This window comes from Rothia nasisuis (assembly GCF_928381405.1).
Taxonomy (GTDB): domain Bacteria; phylum Actinomycetota; class Actinomycetes; order Actinomycetales; family Micrococcaceae; genus Rothia; species Rothia nasisuis.
The window spans coordinates 172,066-184,595 of record NZ_CAKMSB010000004.1; the positions used below are offsets into that span (position 1 = coordinate 172,066).

General features: G+C 54.2%; 10 protein-coding genes. 7 read left to right on the forward strand and 3 right to left on the reverse strand.

Annotated features, from left to right (window positions below):
- Positions 1 to 2: 2 nt before the first annotated feature.
- From L6966_RS05210 to L6966_RS05220, 3 genes are all read right to left on the reverse strand, one after another.
- Positions 3 to 3,086 (reverse strand): glycoside hydrolase family 2 TIM barrel-domain containing protein, encoded by a 3,084-nt coding sequence (locus L6966_RS05210; protein WP_237233017.1) that lies wholly within the window; start codon positions 3,084 to 3,086, stop codon positions 3 to 5.
- 16 nt (positions 3,087 to 3,102) lie between these two features.
- The gene (locus L6966_RS05215) at positions 3,103 to 4,041 is read right to left on the reverse strand and encodes an aldose epimerase family protein (RefSeq protein ID WP_237233018.1); all 939 of its coding nucleotides are present in this window, start codon (positions 4,039 to 4,041) and stop codon (positions 3,103 to 3,105) included.
- A gap of 156 nt (positions 4,042 to 4,197) precedes the next feature.
- A complete protein-coding gene (locus L6966_RS05220) occupies positions 4,198 to 4,602 on the reverse strand; it encodes a tautomerase family protein (protein ID WP_083092463.1) in 405 nt (134 codons plus the stop codon).
- Positions 4,603 to 4,808: 206 nt separating this feature from the next.
- Between L6966_RS05220 and L6966_RS05225 the strand changes: the two genes are divergently transcribed.
- From L6966_RS05225 to L6966_RS05255, 7 genes are all read left to right on the forward strand, one after another.
- On the forward strand, positions 4,809 to 5,546 hold the full coding sequence (locus tag L6966_RS05225; RefSeq protein ID WP_083092461.1) for a GntR family transcriptional regulator: 738 nt from the start codon (positions 4,809 to 4,811) through the stop codon (positions 5,544 to 5,546).
- A 54-nt stretch (positions 5,547 to 5,600) separates the two neighbouring features.
- The gene (iolB, locus tag L6966_RS05230; RefSeq protein WP_083092459.1) at positions 5,601 to 6,488 is read left to right on the forward strand and encodes a 5-deoxy-glucuronate isomerase; all 888 of its coding nucleotides are present in this window, start codon (positions 5,601 to 5,603) and stop codon (positions 6,486 to 6,488) included.
- A gap of 90 nt (positions 6,489 to 6,578) precedes the next feature.
- The gene (locus L6966_RS05235; protein WP_083092457.1) at positions 6,579 to 7,340 is read left to right on the forward strand and encodes a sulfite exporter TauE/SafE family protein; all 762 of its coding nucleotides are present in this window, start codon (positions 6,579 to 6,581) and stop codon (positions 7,338 to 7,340) included.
- A 50-nt stretch (positions 7,341 to 7,390) separates the two neighbouring features.
- Complete coding sequence (locus tag L6966_RS05240; RefSeq protein ID WP_180377881.1) at positions 7,391 to 8,434, forward strand: LacI family DNA-binding transcriptional regulator; 1,044 nt, start codon at positions 7,391 to 7,393, stop codon at positions 8,432 to 8,434.
- Between the two features lie 254 nt (positions 8,435 to 8,688).
- Positions 8,689 to 9,876, forward strand: coding sequence for a Gfo/Idh/MocA family protein (locus tag L6966_RS05245; protein ID WP_083092453.1), 1,188 nt, complete (start codon positions 8,689 to 8,691; stop codon positions 9,874 to 9,876).
- 222 nt (positions 9,877 to 10,098) lie between these two features.
- Entirely contained in the window at positions 10,099 to 10,980 is an 882-nt protein-coding gene (locus tag L6966_RS05250) for a sugar phosphate isomerase/epimerase family protein (protein WP_083092451.1), read from the forward strand.
- A 27-nt stretch (positions 10,981 to 11,007) separates the two neighbouring features.
- Complete coding sequence (locus tag L6966_RS05255) at positions 11,008 to 12,456, forward strand: sugar porter family MFS transporter (RefSeq protein WP_143539203.1); 1,449 nt, start codon at positions 11,008 to 11,010, stop codon at positions 12,454 to 12,456.
- The last annotated feature ends 74 nt before the right edge of the window (positions 12,457 to 12,530 follow it).

The window sequence follows — 12,530 nt, forward strand, 5'->3', positions numbered from 1 at the left end:
TGTTAGGTAAAGAGCAGGGTTAGGTTAAAGACAAAATCAGTTTCGTCAAAGCGGTAGGCAGGGAGGAGCTCAGGGCCACAACTGTTAGAACCTATTCCATTGAGTGCATAGTCAAGGCAGAGCACAGCCGAACCGCTTTCTTGCAGCTCAAAGTTATGCTGTGCTCGGGTCAGTTCCTCAGCGGTGTAGGGGGATGCGCTGAAGCTGAAGCCGTTCCCAATAGCCGTGACTGAACGGGTGCTACCGTCTTTAAGGGTTACAAAGTCACAGTCGAAGCGAGAGCCGTTTTCCTGAGGTTTGATGTAGTCCTCATGCATGGCGCCAACTGTAGTGGTGAAACGGGAATGGTAACTGGCATGATGCTTATCGACATAGTTTTCTCCCGGTCCCCTGCCGTAGTAATATACCTGATTCATGGTTTCGGGTAGCTGGAGTCGCACACCGAAACGCGGCAAGACGGGGAATTCTGGATCTTTGTGAGCAACAAACTCTAGGGCGAGGGCTCCCGTATCAGCGATGGTCAAACGAGCCTCGACGGTCAAAATACGCTGGACGGTCGGTGCTATGACACCCAGGGTTGCTGTAATTTCAGCCCCTGAATCGACGTTCACTGCGGCACTTCTATAACAACGTGTATATGCCTCGTCAAAGTGGGCCCGAGTCCATTCCTGACGGATATACATGTCATTGTCGGTAGGAGCTCGCCAAATGTTGAGAGTCAAAGGAGCATTGAGCATCTGCTCCCCGCGGACAACAAGGGAGTCAAAGGTACCGGCCAGGCGGTTGAAAACATACTCAAAGTCTGCACCGGTGACGGTAAAAGTCAGAGGGGTTTCCTGTACGCTCAAGGTTCTACCCCGGTGCTTGGCCGTAGCCAGCAGGTTCTCGGCTGTGACAGTGCGACTACCGGTGAGCAAGAACTCTTCGAACCCTAGTAGATGACCGGCGGGAACTGCGCCCCTATTAGTGGCCTGAGTGTAGGTCAAACGTAACCACGCTCTAGCGCTACTAGGAATTTCAAACTCAAGAGGGACAGTTACCGCACTATGGGGCGGGACTGATTCAGGTAGCTGAATCTTCCCGGATTGGACGATAGCCCCGTCCAAATCCACCTCGTAACCCACGTTGACGACACCCACCAGATCAGTGAAATCTAGGTAGTTTCGTAGAGTAATCTCCCCAGAATAACTGTACTCAGCTCGTACCGGACGGTGTACATTCCGGTACTCTAACAAACCTGTGTGGGGGGGGGTGCGGTCGGGGTAAACTAGGCCATCCACGCAGAAGTTACCATCGTGTATCACCTCGCCATGGTCGCCACCATATAAATATTTTGCGATGGGTCGTTCACCGTCCGCAGGTTGCCCTTCTCCCCTGTAGACTGCATGGTCACACCATTCCCAGACGAAGCCACCTAACACGCCAGGATTGTTATAAATGAGCTGGAAGTAACCCTCAAAGTCTCCGGGGCCATTCCCCATAGAGTGACAGTATTCCATCAGGATAAAGGGTTTGGCGTCGGGACGTGCCAGGTACTCTTCAACCTCGGATATCTCAGGGTACATACGGCCGTAGATATCAATAACCGAATAGTCGTAGTCCCGCTTGCTGTCACTAAAATAAGCATTTTCATAGTGAGTTAAGCGAGTCTGATCGTAAGATTGAGCCCACTCAAGAGCATGCTCAAAGGTACAACCATAGCCTCCCTCGTTTCCAGCTGACCAAAAAAGCACAGAAGGACGGTTTTTCTCACGGTGCAGAGCACTCTGCATACGGTCGAGTGTGGCTTCAATAAAGGCCGGATTATCCGATACCAACTCGTTATAACGTTCGATTGAATTCTGCAGAGTAGTATCTTGCAGATACTTGGTCTGATTACCGTGACTCTCGTTGTCAGCTTCAGCCATAACCATGAGACCTAACTCGTCACAGAGCTGATAGAGGTAGGGTGAGTTAGGGTAGTGACTAGTTCGAATGGCGTTAAAGTTATGCTGTTTAATCATCACTAGGTCTCGTTCTACGAGACTCAAATCGACAGCCGGGCCCACTATCGGGTCAGAGTCATGGCGGTTAACTCCACGTATCTTCAGAGGAACCCCATTCAATAAGATGACTGTCTTATTCGCAATTTCTACGCGGCGCACGCCCACACGGTCAACGATAGTCTCATGGGGAGTCTCAAAGATTAGTGTGTAAAGATAGGGTGTTTCTGCGGTCCATAGGTGGGTGCTAGTAATTTCGAGAGATGACGAATGCGTATAGCCTTCTCGACTTGAGCCTGCCATGAACTCGCTCTGGGAGATAGTATGCCCCGTCGCGTCCTGCAAGGTAACACGTGCATAGACTGGCGAGCCGGTAAACGTTGCGTCAATGAGAACAGTAGCTGTCTCCGGGCATGGCCAATCCCCGATAAGGTTGGTAGTGGTGAAGTAGTCACGCAGGGCTGCTGATGGACGGGTCAGTAGGTAGACATCTCGAAAAATACCTGAAGTTCTGAATTTATCTTGATCTTCAAGATAGCTACCATCGCACCATTTGAGTACCAGCACAGCCACAGTGTTCTCTCCCTCGACCAGGTAATCTGTAACCTTGAACTCGCTGGTGGCATGCGAGACCTGGCTGTAGCCCACAAACTGACCGTTAATCCAGAGGTAGAAACAGGAATCTACTCCTTCAAAAATCAGATAGGCTTCGGGTGCCTTTATGTCTTTTGCGTAGGTAAAAGTACGTATGTAGGCTCCAGCAGGGTTCTCGGTGGGGACGAAGGGCGGGTCAAGGGGAAAGGGGTAGCGGATGTTAGTGTACTGGTGCCAGTCATAGCCATGATTTTGCCAAACGCTCGGTACAGGGATGGTAGAAAAACCACTGCGGTCAGCTTCAGCTAGATAAAATTTATCGGTGAGGTCATAGACGCTGTCGAAATATCTGAAATTCCACGTGCCGTTGAGAGTCAGCCAGCGGTCAGACTCTTCGCGATTATGCACTAGGTCTCCCATGGCACAAGAAGCCGGCACGTAGTATGCACGGTGGGGCTCGGTGTTGATGTGCAAGATGCTGGGATCTTCGAAGTAAGAGGGAATAAGCATATTTTCTCTATCTCTCTTAGGCAGCAGGGACCTGTTCAATACGCCAACTACAGCGGTGAGTGGCACCCGGCTCTAGGGTTATTAAGTCAATTCCGCTGTTGAACGTGTTGGCAGGGGACGTCATTGGTTCGACGGCAACTCCGCGCCGATTGCTACCATCGGTATAGATTTGGATCCAGTTAATTCCTTCCTCGGCAGTGAGGACGGTACTGGTTCCACTGGTCTGGTCAGTAAGACTTACGCGAATAGCCCCATCAGAATCAGCTTGCAGAGATCCGAAAGCATGATCTATAGCACGTCCAGCTAGAGGTTGAGGGGTAGTGAACTCCAGTGGAGCGACAGCTAGGGCTTCGGTAAGAGGAATCATCCGGGAGTTAACTTTGAGCACGGTACGAGCCGGAAGCTGTAACGTCCAGCGATCCAATATGCCTTTGGTTTCAAAAGAGGTTCCCACGGTCAGATAGGGGTGAGCCCCAGCAGCGTATGGAGCAACAACATTCCCCTCGTTACGAGCGGTAAGTGTGGCGGACAGTCCTTTCGTACTGAGATGATAGATCACTTCATAGGACACAGTGAAGGGGTAGCCCTCAGCGACCAGGGGCCTTAGCGTAGCACTAACTGCTTGCCCCTCTGAGGTATCGGCAATGGAGCTAAAGTTCCAGAGCTGGTCGCGAACAAGACCATGAATAGCGTTACCTAAATCAGGCTCATTGAGGGGAAGCTTATATTCCTGCCCCAGCCAACGGTAGGTTCCGTCACTTATACGATTAGCCCAGGGGGCAAGAATCTCCCCACGGGCCCCTGGGTTGGAACCAGTTTCAGTAGCAGGCAAAACGAGAGTGCTACCAGTTTCAGTGGTCAAATTAACCAGACGGGCACCAGCAGGCGAGAGCACTGCTGTGTAGCCGCCTGCCTTTAGAGTTGTGGGGTGGTGCGATGTAGATGTCTGGGACACAACTCCCTCATTTGTTTAGATATGTTTAGAAGTAGCGACCACACACTGAATCCATACTGACGCAGTTTCTAAACCAGATTTCTTGGGCCTCCAGCCCAATGAGAGAAAGCCAGCCACCCGGCTTGCCCTCTCAACATGAAGCGGCCTAAGAACTAGCTAAGCTTTGGGCACACCTAGTTCACCGGTGACATACTGGGCGGCACCAAAGCCAAAGGACCAATCGTAGAAAGTGTTCTCAACGTAGCCAATGAATACATCTTCACCAGCAATTCCTACCTGCCCGAGCTTCTCAGCAATACGAGCATAAAGCACCTGTTTAGCCTCTGGGGAGCGGCCTTCCTGAGTGAAAATCTGAATCATAACCACACCCTCACTGCGTTCAAACCCTAGCCCAGCGTCCTCAGCAATAATTTCCCCCTGCTGATGACGATTGATGATGTGGAAGCGATCGCGGGTCGGGATGCCGTAGACCTCCACGATTGCTTCGTGAATAGCATCCGCGATAGTGCGGACGTGCTCAGGGGTATGAGTTGCGTTAAGATCGATTCGGACGAGGGGCATGGCTACACCTTTCCACACAGACAGACAGTTTGTAAGGACAATCCCAAGATTATAGTTTGTTAGGACAAACCTCAAGACGGCCCCCACTGCACAGTAGCTAGAATCTCCACAAAACAAGCCAAAACACCAAGAGGTGCAACCTATTGTGCGATAAAATTTTTTTGTCCATACAAACTGACAAATAACACCACATCTTAGAAAAGTACATGGCCTCCTTATCATTCATCAGCATCGACCGCACCTCGCCTATCCCCCTCTACCACCAGCTTGTGAGCGAAATTAAAACCGCTATCTCCACTGGAGCTCTCACCGCCGGCACCATGCTGCCCAACGAACTCGATATTGCCGCGCAGCTCCACCTCTCCCGCCCCACCGTGCGCAAGGCCATGGACGAGCTCGTCCGCGCAGGCTTACTCGTACGCAAGCGTGGGGTGGGCACCCAGGTTGTCTCCAACGAAATTCGTCGCCCGCTCACCCTCTCCTCCCTCTATACCGACCTAACTCTCTCCGGTGTCGTCCCCAGCACTGAGGTCCTAGAGTTTAACGTTGCCCCGGCCCCACACGACATTGTTGCACAGCTCAATCTGACAGAAAATACCGATGTCTACCACATACTCCGTCTGAGACTAGAAAATAACCAACCACTCGCCATTATGGAGAACTGGATTCCCGCTCACCTAGGGACTATCGACAAGGCAGACCTTGAAAAGCAAGGCCTCTACGACACACTCCGCGCCATGGGTGTCACTTTCTCCCTCGCACACCAGACCGTGGGCGCCACCATCGCCAATGAGTTCCAGGCCACTACTCTCAATACCACTGTTGGAGCGCCCCTGGTGCATATGAAACGTACTGCTCTTGACGACATCGGAACCCGCGTAGAAACCGGTAGGCACGTCTACCGTGCCGATCTCTACTCATTCGAAATGACCCTCTCCAACTAGCCCTCTCTCCTACCACCAACGTCCCAAGCACAGACCAACAAAAAGGAGCGCACCATGTCACAGTGGTTCTACCCCGCAGGTACAGCCGCTAACGGCCCCTGGGATCTTTCCCTAGGCACCCACGACTCGACCATCGTTGTTGACGGCTGGGCGCACACCGGGATTAAAACCGCAACGTTTACTCACCAGCCCCTCACCCTAGGCGCTACCGATGAGGAACGTATCATCGTGCCACTCACCGGCCCCGTTACCGTGTACGTTGATGGCACCACGTATGAATTAGCTGGTCGTGAGTCTGTCTTCCACGGGCCAACAGACGTCCTTTATACCGGCATCAACCGCGAAGTAACTCTCACCGGTAAACAGGGTGTGCGCGTTGCTATCGCCACCGCTCCCGCTCAAGCCGAGTACCCCGTTCGACACCTCACAAAGAATGAGATTCCCGTTGAGCTGCGCGGTGCAGGCAACTGCTCCCGCCAGGTACATAACTTTGGCACCCCAGCTACTCTGGAGGCAGACCGCTTTATCGTCTGCGAGGTTATTACACCTGCTGGTAACTGGTCTTCTTACCCTCCCCATAAGCACGACGAGGAGAAAGAAGGCGAAACCGCGCTGGAAGAAATCTACTACTTCGAAACCCGCCCTACTCCCGGGGCCCCGGCTGAAGCCCAAGACGCTATCGGCTACCAGCGCGTCTACGCATCCGATGAGCGCCCCATCGATGTTAACGAGGAGGTACGCACCGGTGATGTCGTACTAGTACCCTACGGGTGGCATGGACCCGCTATGGCAGCCCCTGGCTACGACCTCTATTACCTCAACGTCATGGCGGGCCCTGGCCGTGTGCGTGACTGGCTGATTTCTGACGATCCTCACCATGGCTGGGTTCGCTCCACCTGGGAGGGAGCAGACATTGATCCGCGCCTGCCCTACACTGCCTAAGACTATGTGACTAGGTACCCTGCCCGCCTAAAGGGCGGGTCACAGTCCTGTTCAAACACTGCTAGGTAGGGATTAAGAGAGGGGGGTCTTGTGCTACCGGAATTGTCCATTATCGCATGGGCCTGCCTTGCTCTGGGTGCCTTCTTAGTCGGTATCTCTAAGACGGCGATCCCCGGCTTTAACACGGTATCGGTGGCTCTCTTTGCCTCCGTTCTTCCTGCTAAGACTTCCACCGGCGCATTGTTAATCCTGCTCATGGTAGGAGATATTTTCGCTCTGCTGGCTTACCGTAAACATGCCCACTGGCCCACGCTGACTCGCATGGTTCCCGCAGTGCTTTTGGGCCTAATAGTAGGTGCCGTCTTTCTTTACCTTGCTTCAGATACCGGGGTGAGGCGGGGCATTGGCGCGCTCTTACTCATGCTGATGGGGCTGACGCTGTGGCAGCGACATCAAGCAACAAAGCCCACCACTACCGGGCAGGAATCTAGCGGCGCCCACCCCCTAGCAACCACCTTCTTCGGCGGCCTAGGTGGCTTTACAACGATGGTTGCCAACTCCGGTGGTCCCGTTATGAGCATGTATTTTTTGGTAGCCCGATTCCCGGTTCAGACTTTTCTGGGTACCGCTGCCTGGTTCTTTGCAGTGATGAACATACTCAAACTGCCTTTTTCAGTAGGACTGGGCATTATAGATTCCAGCACCCTCTACCTGGATGCTGTGCTGGTACCCGCAGTGCTAGGTGGTGCCTGGTGCGGTTGGCGCTTCGCCTCCCACATGAGCCAGCAATTCTTTGATCGAGCAGTTATTGCTATGACCACACTCGGGGCGCTCTGGCTGGTGGTAGGGTAAAGCTTGTCTACGCACTATCGGTTGAGCCGGGGTGTGCCACAATGGGGAGCATGACCGCACAGCACCCAGACACCCCTGCTCAGCCCTCCAAACGTGCCACCATCATTGATGTCGCAGCTCGAGCCGGTGTCTCCAAATCCCTCGTTTCTCTCGCTTTTAAGGATCCACAACGGGTGAGCGACGAACGCCTAGAACGCATCCGTACCGCCGCCACTGAACTCAACTACTCCCCCAGCTTCGTGGCGCAGACTCTCACCTCCCAGCAGTCGCCCTTCATCGGCATCCTAGTACTAGACTTCCAGAACCCCCTCTTCATCGAAGTAGCAGATGCTGTACGCCGCACACTCGCCGAGCACGGGGAGTTCGGCCTACTCCTCAACGGAAGCTCCACTGCCACCAGTTCAGAACCCTATGGCACCCTGGACCCTCAGGTTCTAAGAATGCTCCACAGTCTACGTCCACGCGCCCTGGTCGTAGTAGGAGCAGCCGCAGACCAGAACACCCTGCCAGCAGATATACCAGTGGTGTATGTCAGTGCAGCTGTTACTCCTGGCACCGCCACCTGCATCCGCGCAGACGATGAGGCTGGCATGGAGCTTTTGGTTGAGCACCTGGCAACTACCGGGCACCGATGCCTGGGGTTCATTACAGGTAGCTCTGGAGCAGTGACCCAAGAACGGCAGGCAGCCTTTGAGGCTTCAGTATCTGCCCGGGGCCTCGTACCCCTGCTTCTGCCCGGTGATTACACCGAACAGGGCGGCTATCGTGCCGGCCAGGCCTTACTCGCCCTACCGCAGAAACAGCGTCCCACCGCAGTCATCGCTGTCAACGATATCGCCGCCCTGGGGTGTATAAGGGCTGTAGAAGAAGCCGGACTCAATGTTCCAGGTGATGTAGCGGTTGCAGGCTTTGACAATATCCTTGTGGCTGGTATTCCCCGCGTCAGCCTCACCTCTGTAGATCCCAACAAGGACGAGTTAGGCAGACTGGCGGCTCTGGCCGCACGTGCAGGGGCTCAGGGTAGGGTGGATGAAACTCAGTATCTGTTAGTGGAGCCCAGACTAGTTGTGCGTGGCTCAAGCACGGCTCGTTAAGACGGGTTCTATCTTGATAGTAGTGGCTACCTAGCCATGGTTGGAACGGTTCAAAAATTGTGCATAATATACCTGTTGGAACGTTCCAATTCCACCTCAGCACCCCAAAAAAACACTCTGTGACAAGAAGAAGTAGCACAAGATAATTTTTTCTTTCAAAACCCCTCTACTTCATGTCACCATAATCATGTCCTAACAAACTGAGGGTCGCCACTATCAACAAAAAATGGCACCTCAAGCCTCAAGGAGCGACCATGAGCGTTCAAGAAATTTCTGTGGCAGTCATCGGCGCAGGCATGGCAGGCCAGGGCCACGCCTTTGGCTACCGCATGGCAAGCGCCATCCACAACCCCTCCCTCCCCAAGGTTCGACTCGCCGCCGTCGCCGACCCAAACCTGCCCCTTGCCCAGGAGGTAGCAGCCCGCTACGGCTACGAGAGAGTCTATGCCGACTGGGTCGAAGTAGCCAACGACCCCAACATTGATGCAGTATCCATCGTCGTAGGTAACGCCCTCCACCTCCCCATCGCCAAGGGCCTGCTCGAAGCTGGTAAGCATGTACTCTGCGAAAAGCCCCTGGCAGGCACCCTCGAAGATGCAGAAGCAATGGTCGAATTAGAAAAGCAGTACGGCGATCAGCTCGTCACAGCCGTGGGCTACACCGTGCGCCGCACCCCAGCCCTCAACGCGCTCAAGAAGAAAATCACAAACGGCGATTTCGGCCCCGTTGCAGGCTTCATCTCCACCTATCTCTGTGACTACGGCACTGACACCGACGCTCCTATGACCTGGCGCTACCGTGGCGGCCCAGGCTCCGGCGCCCTGGGAGATCTTGGATCCCATACCATCGACACGGGAGAACAGCTCAATGGCCGAGTGACTTCCGTGCGTGGCGCTTACCTGTCAACCACTATTACCGAGCGCCACCTACCAGCAGGCACTGTAGTGGGCCACGGCAAGGTCGAACTTTCCGAAGAGGTGGAATCTGTGGGCAACGAAGATACCGCCACCTTCACCTGCGTTTTTGAAAATGGAGCGGTAGGGACCTACACCATTTCTCGTGTTGCCTTCGGCAACCCGAACGGCCAAACCTACCATATATACGGCCCTAAAACTCAGGCGTCATGGGATACTCTGCGCCCGGCGGAGTATATCTACAACGATTCCGCCGCACCCGCCGATACCGCCGGCCCACGCACCGTTGTCATCAACGCCCACACCCCCAATTATCCTGGCTCCCTGGCAATGGACGCGCCCGGGGTAGGGTACAACTACAATCAGAATTTTGCCTTCCAGGCGCGTGCCTTCCTGGAACAAATTGCGGGAATCGAGGGGCATTTGCAGCCTTGTGCCACATTCGCCGACGGACTCCACACCCTGAAGGTCATTGCAGCAATCGCTGAATCTGCAGATTTAAACGGCGCCGAAGTGAAGATACGCTAAAAAATCTGCAAACCGTCTCATCAGCGGTGGCCCCCGGGGGTCCACCGCTTTTTTGCGCTATTTAGAGCCCCTGAGAAGTGACAACAAATTTTGTGCACAGGTTATATCAAGTACTGTTGTCAATATGTTAGGACATATGTATAGTGTGTTGTGACACAAGTGTTACGCAGGTGTAAACAGCCGTTCAAGGTCACTTCCGCCCAAGCCCTCATAGGAGTATTCATGAAGATTGCACTTGATCCCACTCCCTTCCACCACACTCATTCCCTCTTGGAATTCCCCAGGGTGGCAAAGGAGATGGGCTTCGACTACCTCCAGATGACTCCCCACAAAGACTTCATCCCTTTCTTCAATCACCCCAAGGCTGATGACGACCTCGTTCAAAAACTGGCAAAAGCAGCCAAGGACGCCGACGTCGAAATCGCTTCGCTCCTCCCCGTGCTCCGGTGGTCATCCCCCGACCCTGACGCCCGCGAAGCAGCAGTTCGATACTGGAAGCGTGTTCTGCACATAGCTGTTGACTTAGGCGTTCAGCAAATTGGCACTGAGTTCTCCGGGCGTCCTGAACTTGCCGAAGAATCCGAACGTGCTTTCTACCGCTCTATGGAAGAACTCCTACCCATCATCGAACGCGAAGGAATCCATGTTGCCATCGACCCTCACCCCGATGATTTCGTAGAAAACGGCCTGGAAGCCTGGCGCGTTATCCGCGGTGTCAACTCTAAGAACCTGGGCATGGTCTACGTTGCTTCCCACACGTTCCATATGGGCGAAGCCCCACTGGAGATCATGCGAGAAGTAGGCGACCGTATCCGCATCGTCCATGTTTCCGATACAATGAACCACCATGCTTCCCACGGCCTGCGCTATATCACCAACCCGCCCGGCAACCCCGTCCGTGTCCACCAGCACCTCAAGATGGGTGACGGCGATGTCAACTGGCAGGAGTTCTTCAGCGGGCTCAACGAAATAGGCTTCCTCGACTCTCCCGACACTGTCATGGCGTCTTCTGTCTTTGCAGAAAACGAGAACGCCGTCGAGGTTTCTCAGTATCAATCCAAAACCATGCGCGAAATGGTAGAACGCGCTCAAAGCAGCAACTAAGCTACCTGCACAAGAAAAGAGGCAATGATGTCTTCTCACACCCCTACTGCGGCAGAATCTAATCTACCGCCCCTCGTCAAGGGCCCGCACTCCAAGCGTTTGGGACAGGTAGCCCTTGTAGCAACCCTTGGTGGTCTGCTCTTTGGTTACGACACCGGTGTTATCAACGGTGCCATTGACCCCATGACCGCTGAACTTGGCTTAGAGGTCAGTGAAATTGGCCTGGTCACATCGACCCTACTTGCTGGTGCCGCCGTAGGCGCTCTGACCATCGGGTACCTCTCCGATGCTATCGGCCGCAAGAAGACCATCTTGCTTCTCTCCACTATTTTCTTCTTTGGCGCGGTTCTCTGTGCTGTTGCGCCTAACCTCGGCGTCCTGCTCCTCGGCCGCGTCCTTTTGGGCCTAGGCGTTGGCGGTGCATCCACCGTCGTTCCCGTCTTCTTGGCCGAAATGGCCCCCTATGAAATTCGTGGATCCCTCTCGGGGCGTAACGAAATGATGATTGTGGTGGGTCAGCTCGCAGCCTTCGTGGTGAACGCTATTTTGGGTAATCTCTGGGGCCACCACGAAAACATCTGGCGCTATATGCTCGCTATCTGTGCCGTACCCGCCATCTTCCTCTTTATCGGTATGCTCCGCATGCCCGAATCTCCCCGCTGGCTGCTCTCCAAGGGACGCCATGAGGAGGCCCTTGCCGTGCTCAATACTGTTCGATCCCCCGAACGTGCAGAGGCTGAAGCTCGCGACATTAAGCGCACACTGGAACTCGAAAGCCGCGCGGTAACCCCTAAGCTCGGTTCCATGCTCAAAGATAAGTGGATCCTGCGCATTCTCGGTGTAGGTGTAGCGCTTGCTGTCTTCCAGCAGTTCACCGGTATTAACTCCATCATGTACTACGGCACCCTAGTGCTGCAGGACGCGGGCTTCTCACAGCAGGCAGCTCTCATCGCTAACATCGCCCCCGGCGTTATCGCTGTTATCGGTGCTTTTATCGCGTTGTGGATGATGGAGCGCATCAACCGCCGTACCACTATCATCACCGGTTACACCTTAGTGACAATTCTGCACTTACTCATCGGCTCCTCAGCCTTCTGGCTACCCGAAGATGCAGCAATTCGCCCCTGGGTACTTCTCTTCCTGATTGTTGGCTTCGTTGGTTCTATGCAAACGTTCCTGAACGTTGCCACCTGGGTCCTCCTTTCTGAGATTTTCCCTCAGCAAATTCGAGCCTTCGGCATGGGTTTTGCGGTCTTCTGCCTCTGGGTCGCGAATGCTTTCGTTGCCTACTTCTTCCCCATTGCTCTTGACGCAGTTGGCCTCAATAACACCTTCTTCGGCTTCGCAGCGATCAACGCCCTCGCGGTCCTGGTTATGGTCAAGTTCCTACCCGAGACCCGCGGCAAGAGCCTCGAAGAAGTTGAAGTTGGGGTCACCACCGGTGCTATCTACATCGTCAAGCCCAAGGACAAATAAGCCCGGTCTTGCCCCGGCGAAAACCCGATAGTTTCAACACAAGCTACCCCGGCACTCCTGGTAGAGTGCCGGGG

Excerpts from the sequence above, each read along its gene's own strand:
- L6966_RS05240 (WP_180377881.1), top strand. The coding sequence starts at position 7,391 with ATGACCGCACAGCACCCAGACACCCCTGCTCAGCCCTCCAAACGTGCC.
- L6966_RS05220 (WP_083092463.1), bottom strand. The coding sequence starts at position 4,602 with ATGCCCCTCGTCCGAATCGATCTTAACGCAACTCATACCCCTGAGCAC.
- L6966_RS05255 (WP_143539203.1), top strand. The coding sequence starts at position 11,008 with ATGTCTTCTCACACCCCTACTGCGGCAGAATCTAATCTACCGCCCCTC.
- L6966_RS05210 (WP_237233017.1), bottom strand. The coding sequence starts at position 3,086 with ATGCTTATTCCCTCTTACTTCGAAGATCCCAGCATCTTGCACATCAAC.
- iolB (WP_083092459.1), top strand. The coding sequence starts at position 5,601 with ATGTCACAGTGGTTCTACCCCGCAGGTACAGCCGCTAACGGCCCCTGG.
- L6966_RS05245 (WP_083092453.1), top strand. The coding sequence starts at position 8,689 with ATGAGCGTTCAAGAAATTTCTGTGGCAGTCATCGGCGCAGGCATGGCA.
- L6966_RS05225 (WP_083092461.1), top strand. The coding sequence starts at position 4,809 with ATGGCCTCCTTATCATTCATCAGCATCGACCGCACCTCGCCTATCCCC.
- L6966_RS05250 (WP_083092451.1), top strand. The coding sequence starts at position 10,099 with ATGAAGATTGCACTTGATCCCACTCCCTTCCACCACACTCATTCCCTC.